We start from the raw sequence: 16,253 nt of genomic DNA, 5'->3' as shown, positions 1-16,253 counted from the left end.
TGTCGCACTGCCGTAAAAGGAGTAACTATGCTCATTGATGCTCTGGTTTTTTCGCTTGTGAAGTCGGGCTGCGTTCAGCATTTCTGGGAAAAGCTTGACGCACAAACCGACGCCAGTTTGGGAATTGCCTCATCAGCGCGCCCTTTTATGGTGGCAAGCCGTTTTGTGTACAAGCCTCAACCAAGCCTTGTTATTGTTGCAGGTGAAGAGAATGCGTACACGTTCACGCGCAGCTTGGCGTCGTATATAGGTACCCAGCGCGTGTTTCATTTCCCGCAGCGCCGCGATAATCCCTTCTCTGACCAGGCGGCTTCTGCATCGGTGTGCGCGCGACAACTGCAAGCTGCGCATCTGCTTGCATCGAATGCTCCCTGCATCGTGGTTGCAAGTGCACAGTCGCTGGTGCGTTTGCTTCCGTCTTGCGAATCGAAGCGCGCAACGCCTGTTGTGCTGTCGTCCAATCAGACGCTTGACAGCCTCGAGCATTTTCTAGAAATGCTTCTTGACATGGGGTATAAGCGTGCGCCTCACGCCGATGAGCCGGGTAGCTTTTCGCAAGCGGGCGGCATTATCGATGTGTTTCCAGGGCAGCTTGACTATCCTGTTCAGCTTGATTTTTTTGGCGACACGCTGGAAGAAATTCGCAAAATTGTTCCTTCAACAGGGCAAACAATCAATCAGTTGCAGTCGGTTGAAATCTACCCGGTACGTTTTCTTGCGCAGAACACCGCTTCGCGCACGCCGCTTATGCATGCGCTTAAACGCCCAGCTCGCACTAACCAGGAACTGCGCCGCGCCCTTGAAGCGCTCGAGAGTGGTATTCCTGTTCCCGGCGAAGACAAGCTGCTTTCGTTTGCCTACGATACCCCAGCTACCTTGGGCGATTACGCAACACGCTTGTGTCTTACCACGCTTATTGAGCCGCGTGCATTGTTTGACGATGCGTCGCGTGCGTTTGAGGCTGCTCAGGCATTGGTAGCAGGTAGTCAGTTGCCTGTTTCATGTTTTGCGCGCACTCCACAGCAGGTGTCGTTTGGGAAAGGTGTGCGCGCAACGTATATGTCGCTTATGCGTGCGCATGCGCATCTTGACGATGAACTGCGCATTTTGCGCCCCGATGTGGCAGGCGATCCGGAAAAGCTGTTCGCACGTTTGCACACCTTGCTTGATGCTGGCACAAAGATTGTGTTTTCAATTCCGCATTATCGAGCGCGCGCCGATATGAAATTAGCGCTTGTTGACCATGAGCTTCCCATTTATGAAGCCGATGTTCAAGACAAGCCTACAAGTGATGTGCAAAACAAGCCTGCAAGCGATGTTCAAGACAAGCCTGCCAGCAATGTTCAGGACAAGCATGCAAGTGGTGCTCAAAACGAAAACGCACCCACGCAAACAACCACCGCCCCTGCTCAAAACGAAAACGCAGCTAACGTTCAAGATGAACATGCACGTGAAGAAAGGGCGAAACGTGCGCTTCGCAGCAGTGTGGTGAACCTGGTTACCTCTCCGCTGCCACTGGGCATGATTATTCCAAAAGCCAAGCTTGCGCTTATTAGCATTACCGACACGCAGCGTTATTCTGCTAAACGCGCACGTCAAAGTATCGATATTACCAAAGTTACGTTCCCGTTTAAGCCGGGCGACTACGTAGTGCACGTCTCGCACGGCATTGCCTACTTCAAGGGTATTGTGACGCGCGAAAACGATGGTGACATGCGCGATTATCTGCAGCTTGAGTATGCCGAGGGCGATCAGCTCTTTGTGCCGGTCGAGCGCCTCGATCGCGTTACGCGCTATGTGGGCCCCGAGGGAAATGCGCCGCGCCTTACGCGCCTGAACTCGTCAGATTGGTCACGCGCGATGAATGCGGCACGTCGCGCAACGCGCAAGCTTGCCTTCGATTTGGTGGATGTGTATACGCGCCGGCAAGCGGTGCAGGGTTTTGCGTTCAGCGCCGATACGCCGTGGCAAAAAGAAATGGAAGACGCGTTCCCGTATAAAGAAACGCCCGATCAGCTGTCGGCTATTGCCGATGTGAAAGCCGATATGCAAGCAGCGCGCCCCATGGATAGGCTTATCTGCGGCGATGTTGGTTTTGGCAAAACGGAAGTTGCGCTGCGTGCAGCGTTTAAGGCTACGCAAGACAACAAGCAGGTGATGGTGCTGTGCCCCACAACAATTTTAGCGCAGCAGCATTACACGAATTTCCGCGAGCGCTTTGAACCCTTTGGCGTTCATGTGGAAGTGTTGTCGCGTTTCCGCACGCCAGCCCAGCAAAAACGTGCGCTTGAGGGCTTTGCGGATGGAAGTATTGAAGTGCTTGTTGGCACGCACCGCCTGCTCTCGCGCGATGTGAATCCGCACGATTTAGGGCTTATCATCATCGATGAAGAGCAGCGTTTTGGCGTTCAACATAAAGAACAAATGAAGAATTTACGTGCGTATATCGACGTGCTTACGCTTTCAGCAACGCCCATTCCGCGCACCTTGCAAATGTCGCTTTCAGGTGTGCGCGACATGAGCCTCATTTTAACGCCGCCCAGCCACAGGCGTGCCGTTGACGTGCACGTGGGCGAATACGATCCCGATATGGTGTCGATGGCTATTGCGCGCGAGCTGAACCGTGGCGGGCAGGTGTACTATGTGTCAAACCGCGTGCATTCTATCGATGAAGCATTGGCGCGCGTGCATGAAGCCGCAGGTGAAGCGCGTGTCGGTGTGGCGCACGGGCAAATGGATCGCGACAGCCTTGAAGCGGTTATGGAAGAGTTTTCTGCAGGTAAGCTTGATGTGTTGGTTGCAACAACCATTATTGAAAGCGGTATCGACAATCCGCACACGAACACGCTTATCATCGAAGACGCGCAACGCCTGGGCTTATCGCAGCTTTATCAGTTGAAAGGCCGTGTTGGTCGCTCAACCGAGCAGGCATATGCGCTGTTTATGTTTCCCGAACATGTTCCGCTTACTGAAGAAGCGCTTGCGCGTTTAACAGCGCTGAAAGAGTTCCAAGAATTAGGAAGCGGCATGCGCATTGCGATGCGCGATTTGGAAATTCGCGGTGCCGGCAGCATTCTTGGTGCCGAGCAGAGCGGCAACTTATCGCAGGTTGGCTTCGATTTGTTCTCGCAAATGCTGCAAGAGGCTTTGCGTGCGCAGCAAGCAGGGGAAGATGCTGGGCAGCGTGCAGATGGTGTGGGCGCTGATGGTGAGGGCATTGGCGCGACTGCTGCTGGTGCAGATGGTGTGATGGATGTAACCGTTAATATACCTGGTAGTGCGCTCTTAAGCGAGGAATATATTCCCGATATCGACGAGCGCGTAATGTGGTACAGGCGCTTGGCGTGCGCGCCTACGCTTGAGTTTATCGACAAGCTGTCGCACGAGCTTGCGTGCAAACACCCCGATATACCTGATGAAGCGCGTGCATTGTTCGCGCGTGCGCGCATAAAAGTGCTGGCGAATGACGCGAATATCAAAAGCGTTATCGTGAGCGAGGGTTTGCTTATCGTTGATCCTGTGCGCGTACCTGCGCCGCTTATGGCAGACATTCGCCGTGCACGCGGGCGTGTTGTAGGGTCGAAATTGCGCTTGCCTTTGCGGTATTTTACGCTCAACGGCGCTGCGGAAGATGATATGTCAGCTGATAAACTGGTGTTTACGGTCGAAACCTTCATGCGCGTGTTGTGCGAGCCGTCCGCGTAGGGAACGTAGCTTGTTGGATACGCGCTTTGTCGGGAACAGATCTTGTCGAGAGCGGATTTCGTGGGTGGCACGCTTTGTAGCGGTTCATATCTCGCAGGCTCATACTGCCGAAAAGAATTCACGTAGAACTATACCACTTCCGACCAGCTTATATTACGTTCCACGCAGGTATCGTAGCAGTTTACAACATCGGTGCAGTGCAGGCAGTGGATGTGTTATTTGTATACAGTCGCCAAGAAAGCACGGTATGCGTACTGCTTTGTTGTAAAAGTTGTGGTGTAATGAAACCGTATGTGTCCGCGCGCCTTCACGCGCACGGCGGCGCAAAACCTACCTAACCAATAAGGTAAACAAAGGAAGTAAAGATGTCTGAATCTAAATTTCATGGAGTAATTCCACCTGTCGTTATTCCTCTCGATGCAAATCGCCAAATCGACCTTATGGCATTCGAGCGCTCAATCAATCGTATGATCAATGCTGGCGTTGACGGCTTGTTCTTTCTAGGATCAAGCGGCGAAGTGGCATTTTTAACCGATGCGCAGCGCTATCACGTGCTGCAAGAAGCGGTTGCCATTGTCAATAAGCGTGTTCCTGTGCTGGCTGGCATTATCGATATGGAAACCTTGCGCGTAATTGACCAGGCGAAACGTGCGGAAGGCTACGGAGTTGATGGCTTGGTAGCAACAGCGCCTTTCTATGCGCTTGGTGGTCCGCGCGAAGTTGAACAGCATTTTCGTGTTATTCGCGAGAACACGTCGCTTCCTTTGTTCGCGTACGATTTGCCAGTGTGCGTTCACACGAAGCTTGATCCCGATATGCTTGTTAAGCTGGGCCAAGATGGTGTTTTGCAAGGCGTAAAAGATTCTTCGGGCGACGATGTGGCATTTCGTTGGTTGTGTCTTGAAAACGAAGACGCAGGTCACCCGCTGCAACTATTCACTGGTCACGAGGTTGTTGTTGACGGCGCGTATTTAAGCGGCGCTGATGGTTCAGTGCCGGGCCTTGCGAACTTAGATCCGGACAGTTATGTTGCGCAGTGGAAAGCCTATCAGGCGGGCGATTGGGAAACCGTGCGTCGCATTCAAGATAAGCTGGCGCGTCTTATGTTCATTACGCGTCGCGTGAACGCAACGGTTGGTTTTGGCGCGGGCGTTGGCGCGTTCAAAACAGCGCTGTGGCAAATGGGCGTGTTCAACACGAACCAGATGCGCGAGCCTGTTCAGGCGCTTGAAGGCAAAGACGTCGAGACGATTGTAGCAATTCTCAAAGAAAACGGTCTTATGGACGCAGATGCGCCGATTAAAACAAAATAGCAGGTAAATTAAGCATTGCGCGTGGAAGGTACAGCATGACGCAGGTGGATACAAGCAACCAGAGCTGCAAGCGCAACGAGAGCGGCACGAGTCATGCCTGCCATGTGTCTGCAGCTTGCAACGCAGGCAGCGCAGACAGCCCGAACAGCTCTTGGATTGTTGCGGCGCTTGACATTGGCGGCACGAAAATTGCCGGTGCGCTTGTGTGTTACGACACTGAACAGGGCTGTGATCAGGCTTCTGAACAGGGAGTTTCACCTGCGGTTCCACGCGTAAAACCACATGTAACGCCACGCGTTGTGAACTATCTGTCTATTCCAACACAAGCGCATCACGGTGGCGAACACGTGTTTACGCGCGCTTGTGGCTTAGTAAGCGAGCTTATGGCGCAAACGAAACTGCATCCGCACGCGATAGGCGTTTCTGCCGCTGGAGTGGTTAATCCAAGCGACGGGAGCATTGCGTATGCGAACAATCTTATGCCTGGTTGGACGGGTATTCAGCTTGCGCAGCGTATGCAACATACGCATGGCATTCCGTGTGTTTCACTGGGCGATGTTCATGCGCACGCGTTAGGCGAAGTGCGATTTGGTTGCGCGCAAGGTTTTTCAAGCGCGCTTATGGTTGCTATTGGCACAGGTCTTGGCGGCGCGTATATTGTGGATGGACACATCGTCACAGGTGCGCACGGAGCGGCAGGTCACCTGGGCCATTCTCTGCATCATCTAGCAGCGCAAACCGTGTGCTCGTGCGGGGGAGTAGGGCACGCCGAGTCCGTTACGTCGGGCACAGCAATTTGTGCTCGCTATCAGGGAAAACAAATTGGCGACCCCCTCGACGAAACGTGCATGGGCGCAGAAATTTCAAAGCGGGCTGCGCACGGTGAACCTCACGCGCAAGACGTGTTGCGTTTTTGCGGCAATGCGCTTGGCCAGGCGATTGGTTCGTGGTGCAACTTGTTTGATCCTGAAGCTGTTGTGATTTCAGGGTCGGTTGTGCGCGCAGGCGATTTGTGGAAACAAGCTCTTGAACAGGGGTTTACCGAACAAGTAATGCCGCCTTTGCGTTCCACAAAACTGTTGTTTGGATCGCTTGAAAACAATGCACCTCTTTTGGGTGCGGCAGAGTATGCGCGCGATAGTCTGTTGTGTTCGCTTGACCAGCACGTATAAGAAAGACTGCACGTATAAGAAAGGCTTCATATGCATTCACTGATAGAAAATCTAAAAGGCAAGCTTATTGTAAGTTGTCAGGCGTATATTGGTGAACCGCTCCGTCATCCAGAAACGATGGCGCAGATGGCGCGCGCGTGTGAGCTGGGAGGAGCAAGCGCTATTCGAGCACAAGGGCTTGCGGATATTGCTGCTATTAAAGGTCGCGTTGAGATTCCCGTTATTGGACTTTGGAAAGAAGGCCACAAGGGCGTGTATATAACGCCAAGTGTGCGCCATGCGCTTGCGTGTGCAGCAAGTGGTGCCGACATTGTTGCGCTTGATGCAACGGATGGTAAGCGTCTTGATGGCCGTACGTTTGAAGAAACTATCGATGCCATTCGTGCGCAAAGCGATGTGTTGCTTATGGCCGATTGCGCAACGATTGATGATATGCGTCGCGCCGTTCATGCAGGCTGCGACATGGTGTCTACAACGCTTTCGCACGGCTGCGCTGCCATTGAGTGCAGCGCTGGCGATGGCCCCGATTTGCCGCTGTTAAAGCAGGCAGTTGCCGAGTTTCCGCACGTTCCTGTGGTGTGCGAAGGACGCGTGCACACGCCGCGCGATGCGAATGATGCGCTTGAAGCAGGGGCGTGGAGCGTGGTTGTGGGAACTGCGATTACGCATCCAACGTCGCTTACGTCATGGTTTTGCGCCGGCATGCAAAGCTAGGGGCACAAAAGCAAACGCCCTGTTCACGTCAGTCTGGCGTTAACCTGCAAAAAACAAGCGCCTGTTCGCGTTAACATGACGTCAGTCCACAAAAAAATGAGAACCGTGTTTTTATCAGCTTATACGCATACCGTACATTAGTGTCTCGCATATTGCAATACAAATTGCACGAACGGGATTTCTCGTCTGATATAAACGCTTATAGCAAATATGGCAATGAAAAGAATTGGTATGGTATGGATTCTCTGTTGACTGCACTTATAATAAGAAAATCCACTTCATACGATTGATTCTTTTAAGATCAGTCGTCTCGTATGTGTGGACATAAAACTATTAAGGTCTTAGAGTAGTAATGGGTATTACGCAAACACCATCATTTCTTTTGTAAGCAAAAGGCGTCTTGGCACATAAAACTGCCATAAATGAAGGTTTAGGCATGTTTTCAGTATCTATTTTAGATGCTAAATCCTTTAACGTCTTTGCACCTTCCTCAATCAGCTTATCTCCACCGAGCTTAATTTCAACTAGACCATAAGACCCATTTCTTAAATGAATAACCGCATCACATTCTAAGTCATTCTTATCTCTATAGTGATAAATAGTTCCATCCAAATAGTCCGTATAAATTCTTAAGTCACGAACACATAAATTTTCGAATAAAAATCCCATAGTTTTTAAATCATCTAACAAATCTTTAGGTCCAATTCCTAAAGCAGCAGTTGCAATGGATGGGTCTGAAAAATATCTCGTATCCGTTGTGCGTATGGACGTTTTAGATCTTAAATTTGGATTCCATGCAGGCGAGTCTTCTATCACGAACATTTTTCTTAGCGCATCAAGATAAGAATAAAGAGTCACTTGGTTAAATGTATCCTCTTGATTGACCAACATATCTTGCCTTATCGTTTCGAGTGAGCTTTGCGAACCCACATGCCTTGCGTAAGATTTAAGCAGTCTTTTTGCTTTTTCTGTATCTCTTTTTATCGAATCCACTCTACTAATATCTGTAGAAACAACGGATTTGTAATAATCTATCGCTTGAAATAAAGACGGTTTTTCTTCTAAACCAATTGCTTTCGGCCATCCACCTCTACATATTAAAAATGCTATTTTTTCAAGACTGGTTTCATTAATAGCCGAAATATTTTTATCTTCAAATAAATCTCTAATAGAAACTTCACCACTTGAGTCTTTTGATTCATACAAACTCATAGGTCGCATCAAAAGCCTAGAGATTCTGCCTATGCCTGTATGCATAGAGTTATCAAATTCATTAGGCACTGCCGAACCCGTTAATATAAATTGGCCAAACTCATCTCTGTTGTCAACCTCATATCGCACAGCGTTCCATATATTAGGTGCTATTTGCCATTCATCTATCAGCCTTGGGGTTTTTCCTTCGAGTAGTGTACTAGGAGAAATCTCTGCCATTTGTTGATATTGTTTCGTCATATCAGGAAGATCCATAGATATAAAACTTTTAGCTTTTTGTTTTGCCGTTGTAGTCTTTCCGCACCATTTAGGCCCTTCAATTAAAACTGCTCCCTTTGCGTCTAATCGTTCTTCTAATAATTTATCAGCAATTCTGGGTAAATACTCCTTCATAATCTCCTCCAATGCCTATTAGTTAGGTAAACTTTATCAGCAATTCAAGTATTTGTCCAATTTTCATTCAAGTATTTGGCTAATTTTCATTAAAGTATTTGGCGGACTTTCAGTAAAGTATTTGGATATTTACTATTCTATAGTTTGCGTATTCGATACAATACCCAACAATCAACGTATTAGACTCAGGAACCTTATTTTCCAGATGTCTATGTCAATTGAAAATTAAGCCACTGTATTAATTGAAAATTGAGCCACTAGAATGTAGCACATCGGCTACTTCATAACTTGTTCCACTCGTTAACGCAATTTTTAGGGAAATCTAAAAGTACGACAGACTATGTGTCAAACTATTCGCGAATTTCGTGGTTCATAAGTCTTTGATACATAACGTTATTCGCTTGCAGTTCTATTGTGTCATCGAGCGGCTCGAGTGTTTGACAAACGCCACGTCGCGCGCAGGCAGTACGCAAAAGAAAATCGGCAACACCAGGGTTTTTTGGAAAAAGTGGCCCGTGAATATACGTACCAAGAACATGCTTATATAAGCAGCCCTCATATCCGCTTTTGCCATCGTTTCCGTGCCCGTATTCCACAACACCCAAGGGCGTAATACCGCTACCAAGATACGTTCTTCCCCCGTGATTTTCGTATCCAACTATGGGGTGCGTGCATATGGAACTTTTGATTGCAATATTACCAATAAGGCGCGGCGTGCCACGATCGGTGTATAAATCAACAAGCGACAGGCCTTTGACTTTTTCATCGCCAAGCAAATAATAATGCCCTAAAAGTTGATAACCACCACACATGTTGTTTTGCAGCTTACCTATGCGCTTTGTGCACGTCCTCGTTCGCGTTTCAGCTCGTCTTCTATCGAAACACAGCATTCACCAGGCACAAAGTATTGTTTGTACCACAAAAGAAACATGTACACTACCCAAATATGGCGCGCGTAGTCAAATTTCTCAGCTTTGTGATCATCAAGTAAGCGAACCAGCTCATCCGTATTGAAAAATTGAGCTGCAATATCGCTTTGGAACTCGCGTTTGATGCGATTGTAGTAGATGTCTTCGCGCAGCCACACGCGAATAGGCACAGGGAACCCCAGTTTCTTTTTCTGCGCTTGAAAGGCACTTAAATAGCGATGTGCAACTTCACGAAAGCACGCTTTTGTAGTGCCATTTGCGATTTTCTCGTTCAAAGGCAACGTGCGTGCAAGCTCAAACACTTCACGATCAAGAAACGGAACACGGCTTTCAAGCGAATGTGCCATGCTCATTTTGTCTGCTTTCAGCAAAATATCGCCCACCAGCCAAAAATTGAGGTCGATGTATTGCATTTTCTCGGTGTCAGCCAGATGTTTTACCTTGTCATAGTAAGGTTTTGTAAGTTGCTGTGCGCGGCGCTTCGTTCGGTATTTCAGTACGCGCGTTTTCTGCTGGTCGCTAAACACATTCGCGTTTCCAATAAAGCGCTCTTCAACAGGCAAAGCTCCGCGAATAACGAAGTTTTTCCCTTTCGGATGCCCTGGAATGCGTTTGGCAAGTGCCGCTAAACACGTGCGCAAGGTTTGCGGTAATGCCTGATAGCGCGCAAGTGAGAACGGCTCGTGATAGATGTTGTAGCCGCCAAAAAGTTCATCTGAACCTTCGCCTGAAAGAATTACTTTCACATCGCGTGCCGCTTCGCGATCGACAAAATACAGTGCTGAGGCCGATGCATCGGCAAGCGGCTCGTCCATATAGTATTGAATGCGCGAGAGCTCGCTCCAATATTCGTCTGTCGAAATCACCTTACTCGTGTTTTTAATGCCCAGTGTGTGAGCCAATTTTTGCGCATAGGGAATTTCGTTGTAGCGCTCGTAGTCAAAGCCAACCGTATACGTGCGCTTCCCGTTGAACTGCGTTGCAACATAGCTTGAGTCAACACCACTTGAAAGCAAGGACGCAACTTCCACATCGCTTACCATGTGGTAGCGGATTGAGTTTTGCAGCGTGTCATCAATGCGTTGGACCAGTTCATCATGTGCAAGTGGCTGTTTTGATGGCATAAGCATAGGGTCGAAATAGCGCGTTATCGAAAGCTTGCCCGCGTTCCACGTAAGGTAGTGACCAGGCATAAGCTTGAAAATTCCCTTAAAGAACGTTTCAGGCAGTACTGAATACTCAAAACTGAGGTACTGCTCAAGCGCTTCAAGATTAACTTCGCGCGTGTAACCAGGGTATTCGAGGATGCTTTTAATTTCAGAGGCGTATACAAGCTGCCCATTTATCTGTGCGTAGTACAGCGGTTTAATGCCAAACATGTCGCGCGCCATAAACAGTTCGTGCGTTTGTGTGTTCCATAGGGCAAACGCGAACATTCCGCGCAGTTTATCGAGCATTTTTTCTTTCCACTCGGTGTAGCCGTGCAACAACACTTCGGTGTCGCAATCGCTTGAGAAGCGGTATCCCTTTTCGATAAGCTGCGCTTTTAGTTCCTTGTAGTTATAGATTTCACCGTTAAACGTACATACGAGCGTGCCGTCGGCATTTATCATGGGTTGCTTGCCCGCGTCGCTTAAATCGATAATCGACAAGCGGCGATGTCCCATTGCAATGCCTGCGTCGAAATAGCGACCTGCGCCATCGGGGCCTCGGTGAATAATACGGTTCATCATCGCTTCAAGTATGGATTGTTCGTTGTTAATTGAGCCAGTAAAGCCACAAATTCCGCACATGATTAGCAAACTCGTTTCTCTTAAAGAGCACCATCCGCACCGTTTGTGAGCCTTGTGCGTGAACAGCAAGGGCGCAGTGTAGCGCTTGGCGCTGGTAGTGAGTGTTATGTGAACCGTTATAGTGTAGCGTAAATTTGTTGCGTACTTCGCTGAAGGTGCCAAATTACGCATTTTATGCAAGGCTGCCTGGAATGCCTTGTTGGCTACAACGATACGCGATACGGCAAATGTTATGCAACGCTGCTCGGTATATCTTGGCGGTCACAACGCCGCACAATGCGTCCCGTGTTATGCAAGGCTACCCGGAATGCAAACGAGCCTGTTATCGATGCGCCGCAGGTGAATTTCTATGCCGTACATATTACAAAGTGCCTGTTCAGTCATTACATCGTGTGCTTGCCCGAAGCTTTGGATAACACCTCCATGCAGCAGCGCGCATAATCCTCCCAAATCAAGCACCTGATTAGGATAATGTGTGGTCATAATCACGCCGCAACCATGTGCGTGTAAGCGTTCTACCAGCTGGCTAAACTTGTACTGATTTCCGAAATCGAGGTTCGCGCACGGCTCGTCAAACACAATAAGCTGCGGCTGTTGTGCAAGCGCTGCCGCAATAAGCACAAGGCGGCGCTCACCTCCTGAAATGGCAGTGTAGGGCTGTGTGCTTAAATGCTCAATGCCCAGGCACGCAAGCGCTTCATGCACGATAGTTTTATCGGTGTATTCAGGCATTTCCCACGCCTTAAGATAGGGCGTGCGACCCATGCTTACCACGTCTTCCACGCTATACGAAAACGCGGGCGTGTGATCTTGCGGAATGTAGGCAATGCGACGTGCAATTTCTTTTTGCGTGTACGTGTGAAGCGGTTTGTCATCAAGAAGGATGCTTCCCGTATGCGGCTTGAAAAAGCCCATGATGCATTGGAGCAGTGTGCTTTTTCCGGTGCCGTTAGGGCCTAGAATGCTTAAAATATCAGGCGTTTCGTAGGTAAACGATACGTCTTGAAGCACGTTTTTGCCTGCGTGTGACATTGGATACGCATACGCAAGATGTTTCAGTGTTAGTTTCACAGCATGTCCTTTATGTGCAGGTACGGTGCACGCTTTGTGCGCACGTACCGTTCGTAGCACGTGCCTGGTGGCGCGTTCAACGAGAACGCGCGCAGCGGCATTCGTCTGTCGCGCTATCCGTCCGTCGCGCCATTCGTGTGGGGTGGCATTCGTTCGTCGCGCCATCCGTCAGTTACCAGTCAACTTTCTTCTTCCTGATGAAGTACAAAAACAGCGGCACGCCAACAATTCCTGTTATAACGCCCAGCGGAATTTCAAGCGCCGTTGCGCACCGACATATATCGTCGATGATGATAAGATACGCGCCGCCCAGCACGCATGACGTGGGAATAAGCTGCTTAAAGTTCGGTCCCATAAGCATGCGCGAAAGGTGCGGAACAACAATGCCTATCCAGCCGATAATACCAGCTATACTTACTAAAAGGGCAGTTAATACCGACGCCGCGCAAATAATGATGCCACGCTCGCGCGCAACGTGAATGCCAAACGATGCAGCGGTGGTATCGCCCATCGACAGCACATTAATGCGCCAGCGTGAAAGCAGTATAAGCAGCAAACAGATGCAGTAAAACGGCAGAATAGACAGCAACGATGTGCTGGTAATGCCTGATAGCGAGCCCATTAGCCAGTATACAATTTGCGGAAGCTTTTCGGTGGGGTCGGCGCAAAATTTCAGAAGTGCCACCAATGACGCAAACAGCGAGCCTATGAGCATGCCCGACAAGATAAGCGTCACGGTGCTTTTCTTTCCTTGCGCTGCAATAAGGAACGTAAGCAGCACTGCTACCAGACCACATGCTATTGATGTGAGCTGAATGCCCAGCGCGTTTGCAGAAAGCACAATAGCAAGCGCCGCACCAAAACCTGCACCATTGCTTACGCCAAGCGTGTACGGCGATGCAAGCGGATTGCGAAACAGTCCCTGAAAAACGGCGCCTGCACAACTAAGACCAGCGCCAATAAGAGCAGCAGCGCACACGCGCGGAATGCGAACGTCCCAAATAAGACTGTGTGCCATTGCGGCGTCTTGAAGTGAATTGCTCGTGGGCAGCCCTGCAATAAGCGCTACAACGTCTAAAGGTGCAATGTGATACGTTCCCAAACCAAGCGAGCAAATAAACACCACCACAAACGCTGCGCACAATACGGCGAACACAAGCGCGTGCGCGGCGTTGCGTTCGTAAGAAGGTTTCTTCGGCGTGGCGTTACGTCTGCGAAAAATTTTCGCTGGTGCGCTAAAAGTTTTCGCTGGTGCGCCAGAAGAGCTCGGCACAGCTGCGCCGGGCTCTTCCGCGTTGGTTTTCGCACTGTTTTTCGATGTCAAGCGATTATTCGTCACTTACATTGTTCCTTTAAAGTCGGTTCCGTAGAAGGTTTTGTAGAACGCTTTTGCGCGCTCAAGCACAAGGTCTTTTGAGATTTTTTCCGGGTAGAATATGTGCGCTAGCCACAGCTCGCCCAGTGCGATAGAGTCGGCATCGGGGTTGCCCCAAGGCTTTGTCCAGTAGGGCGCCAGCACCACTTTTTTGTTTTTGACAGCTTTCAGCTGCTGGTGCGGCTTCGACACCAGGATTGCATCGTAGACGCTCTTGTAGCGGTCTTGCACGATAATCATGTCGGGATCCCATTTTGCAAGCATTTCGAACGTGTAGGGCTTGTAGCCTTGAATGTCTTTCGCTGCAACGTTGATAGCGCCTGCTCGCAGCAGCTGGCAGCCTACATATTTATCATTGCCGTAGGTTTTGTTGTCGGGGCATGCAACGAACACTTTCGTGCGTTTTGCATCATCAATTGAGCCAATGGCGCGCTCTACTTGATCGCGACTTTCCTTGCAGAATTTCCATAGCAAGTTTGCCTTGTCGCTGGTTCCTGTAAGTTTACCAAGCGTTTCAACAGCCCATTTGCAGCCGTTCGTGTACGCAGCATCGGCGTTTGATAGGCGCGGATTTTGCGCTTCTTGCTGCTTGCCTTCGGCGCGCAGCGATACAACGCACACAGGAATTCCCAAATCGCGAATTTGTTTCATCGCTTTTGGATTTGCTTGCGAGGCAGCTATTACGACATCGGGCTTAAGCGACGCAATTGTTTCCACGTTCCAATCGCTTAGCGAGCCCGGGTTAGGAAGCGATGCAATACCTGGGAAAACATCCTTAATATAGCCGCCAAGGTCTTTCTCCCAATTCTTTTCAACGGCAATTACTTTTTTCTGGGCGCCCAGTTGAGCAAGGATGTCGATGGAGTGATGCTGCAGCACAACCATGCGCTCAACAGGAATTTGCACGGATACTTTCTGATCAATTTGGTCGGTAAATTCCCAGGTTGTTTTCTTAGGATCGGCCGCTTTCTTTTCGGGTTCTTTGCTGGGTGCTGGCTTGTTACCTGCGCATCCAGCAAGAGCGCCAAGTGACACAACGCTTAATCCGGCTAAGGTGGCGCCAAGGAAGTTACGACGCGTTAGCGCGTGCGAGCGCGTGGCAGCAGATACGTTATTGCGCGAAAACAGGGCTTCGTACGCGCGCTCGGTGTTTGATGAAGTGTCTGCTTGAGCGTTTGTGGCGTCGTCTGTGTGGGGCGCGGTAGTGTGGGTGTGCGTATCGGACATGGTGGCTTCCTTTCTCTGTATTACGTTGTGGAGTGTGGTTGTGCGCGCAAAGGGTAAGGTGTATGGCTGTGATAAGGCGCGTCCGTAGCGCATTGGTGCATGCATCTTTAGTGCCTAAACGGTTAATCACACGGTGTAATTGTAAGAATAATAAACCTTGAATAAAAATAAAGACTATTTTTTCATGAGAATAATGGAGTACACTATTCTCTTGCACACTTACACTTCAGCAGATAGATAATACCGTTTCTTGATTTTGTGTTACACAAAAGGGGAATGAAGGGAACTCACACGGGTCATGGTGAGAACGCAAACGGGGAACGCATCTGAGAAACTCACATGGGGAATGCATCAGATAACTTACAAGGGGAACGCACCAGGGAATCGCATCAGCAGAATTCGCAATGGGAACGCAAGAACGCGAAAATACGAAAACGCGAAAACGCAAGAACGCGGGAACGGACGACGCATCCGCAGCGCCCTCGCATCTCCCGCGTCCTTACTGTGCCTTCTGTGTGCGTTTATTCTTGTGCATGCAACAGTGACGGCGCAGCGCCCAGCAGCAACTTGGTATAGCTGTCGCGCGGATTGTCGAACACTTCTTGTGCGGTGCCTTGTTCAACAGCGCGTCCCTTGTTCATAACGATAATGCGATCAGACAAGTAGTGCACCGTTTGAATATCGTGGCTGATAAACACCATCGACAAGCCTAAATCGCGCTTCAAATCCATCAATAAGTTTAAAATTTGCGCACGTACTGAAACATCAAGCGCGCTGGTTGGCTCATCGGCGATAATTGCATCGGGTTTCAGCGACAGTGCGCGCGCAATAGCAACGCGTTGGCGCTGACCGCCTGATAGCTGCCCTGGAAGCGCATCCAGTACCGAGCTTGGCAAGCCAACCATGCCGATAAGCTCGCGCACACGTGCATGCTGTTCTTGTTTCGTGCCCACATTATGAACACGCATCGGGTCGCACAATTGCTCGCTGATGCTCATGCGTGCATTCAGGGCTGTCGCTGGGTCTTGAAACACCACCGATATCACGCGTCCAATGTGTTTACGGATGTCAGCGCTACGTTTTGTAACATCTGTTCCCTTGAAGAACACGCGTCCGCTGGTAGGCGCTTGAAGGCCGCACATCACGTTTGCTGTTGTCGATTTGCCGCAACCCGATTCGCCTACAATACCGAGAGTTTCACCTGCATTAAGCTTCAGTGAAAGCCCGTCAAGCGCTTGCACCATCGTTGGCTTAAACAGCGTTCCCGTGCGCGATTTGTACACAACCGTAATGTTGTCAAGGAAGATAATCGGCTGCTGCTCTGAGGCGTTTTTGTTCGTATCCATGGG

General features: G+C 49.7%; 11 protein-coding genes. 4 read left to right on the top strand and 7 right to left on the bottom strand.

The window, feature by feature from the left end; genetic code table 11:
- Nucleotides 1-27 precede the first annotated feature (27 nt).
- The 4 genes from mfd to HMPREF3190_RS06575 all read left to right on the top strand — a co-directional run bounded on the left by mfd (nucleotide 28) and on the right by HMPREF3190_RS06575 (nucleotide 6,904).
- Nucleotides 28-3,705 (top strand): transcription-repair coupling factor, encoded by a 3,678-nt coding sequence (gene mfd / locus HMPREF3190_RS06590; RefSeq protein WP_082715222.1) that lies wholly within the window; start codon nucleotides 28-30, stop codon nucleotides 3,703-3,705.
- Between the two features lie 365 nt (nucleotides 3,706-4,070).
- Entirely contained in the window at nucleotides 4,071-5,018 is a 948-nt protein-coding gene (locus HMPREF3190_RS06585) for a dihydrodipicolinate synthase family protein (protein ID WP_066781530.1), read from the top strand.
- A gap of 35 nt (nucleotides 5,019-5,053) precedes the next feature.
- Nucleotides 5,054-6,190, top strand: coding sequence for an ROK family protein (locus HMPREF3190_RS06580; RefSeq protein WP_066781528.1), 1,137 nt, complete (start codon nucleotides 5,054-5,056; stop codon nucleotides 6,188-6,190).
- 30 nt (nucleotides 6,191-6,220) lie between these two features.
- On the top strand, nucleotides 6,221-6,904 hold the full coding sequence (locus HMPREF3190_RS06575; RefSeq protein ID WP_066781527.1) for an N-acetylmannosamine-6-phosphate 2-epimerase: 684 nt from the start codon (nucleotides 6,221-6,223) through the stop codon (nucleotides 6,902-6,904).
- Nucleotides 6,905-7,237: 333 nt separating this feature from the next.
- Here the strand turns inward: HMPREF3190_RS06575 and HMPREF3190_RS06570 are convergent, their stop codons facing one another.
- The 7 genes from HMPREF3190_RS06570 to HMPREF3190_RS06540 form a co-directional block, all read right to left on the bottom strand.
- Nucleotides 7,238-8,509 carry an ATP-binding protein gene (locus tag HMPREF3190_RS06570; protein WP_066781525.1) on the bottom strand — a complete coding sequence of 424 codons (1,272 nt, stop codon included), beginning with the start codon at nucleotides 8,507-8,509 and terminating at the stop codon, nucleotides 7,238-7,240.
- Nucleotides 8,510-8,859: 350 nt separating this feature from the next.
- On the bottom strand, nucleotides 8,860-9,321 hold the full coding sequence (locus tag HMPREF3190_RS06565; protein ID WP_449676367.1) for a type 1 glutamine amidotransferase: 462 nt from the start codon (nucleotides 9,319-9,321) through the stop codon (nucleotides 8,860-8,862).
- Between the two features lie 17 nt (nucleotides 9,322-9,338).
- The gene (asnB, locus tag HMPREF3190_RS06560) at nucleotides 9,339-11,231 is read right to left on the bottom strand and encodes an asparagine synthase (glutamine-hydrolyzing) (RefSeq protein ID WP_066781523.1); all 1,893 of its coding nucleotides are present in this window, start codon (nucleotides 11,229-11,231) and stop codon (nucleotides 9,339-9,341) included.
- 288 nt (nucleotides 11,232-11,519) lie between these two features.
- A complete protein-coding gene (locus HMPREF3190_RS06555) occupies nucleotides 11,520-12,302 on the bottom strand; it encodes an ABC transporter ATP-binding protein (protein ID WP_449676364.1) in 783 nt (260 codons plus the stop codon).
- A gap of 172 nt (nucleotides 12,303-12,474) precedes the next feature.
- Nucleotides 12,475-13,641 carry a FecCD family ABC transporter permease gene (locus HMPREF3190_RS06550; RefSeq protein ID WP_449676362.1) on the bottom strand — a complete coding sequence of 389 codons (1,167 nt, stop codon included), beginning with the start codon at nucleotides 13,639-13,641 and terminating at the stop codon, nucleotides 12,475-12,477.
- Nucleotides 13,642-14,904 carry an ABC transporter substrate-binding protein gene (locus HMPREF3190_RS06545; protein ID WP_082715221.1) on the bottom strand — a complete coding sequence of 421 codons (1,263 nt, stop codon included), beginning with the start codon at nucleotides 14,902-14,904 and terminating at the stop codon, nucleotides 13,642-13,644.
- A 521-nt stretch (nucleotides 14,905-15,425) separates the two neighbouring features.
- Entirely contained in the window at nucleotides 15,426-16,250 is an 825-nt protein-coding gene (locus HMPREF3190_RS06540; protein WP_066781519.1) for an ABC transporter ATP-binding protein, read from the bottom strand.
- Nucleotides 16,251-16,253 lie beyond the last annotated feature (3 nt).

It is taken from the genome of Umbribacter vaginalis (assembly GCA_001552935.1).
Taxonomy (GTDB): Bacteria; Actinomycetota; Coriobacteriia; order Coriobacteriales; family Eggerthellaceae; genus Berryella; species Berryella vaginalis.
Note: the sequence above shows the minus strand (reverse complement) of the source record. Positions and strands in the feature narration are given on the sequence as shown.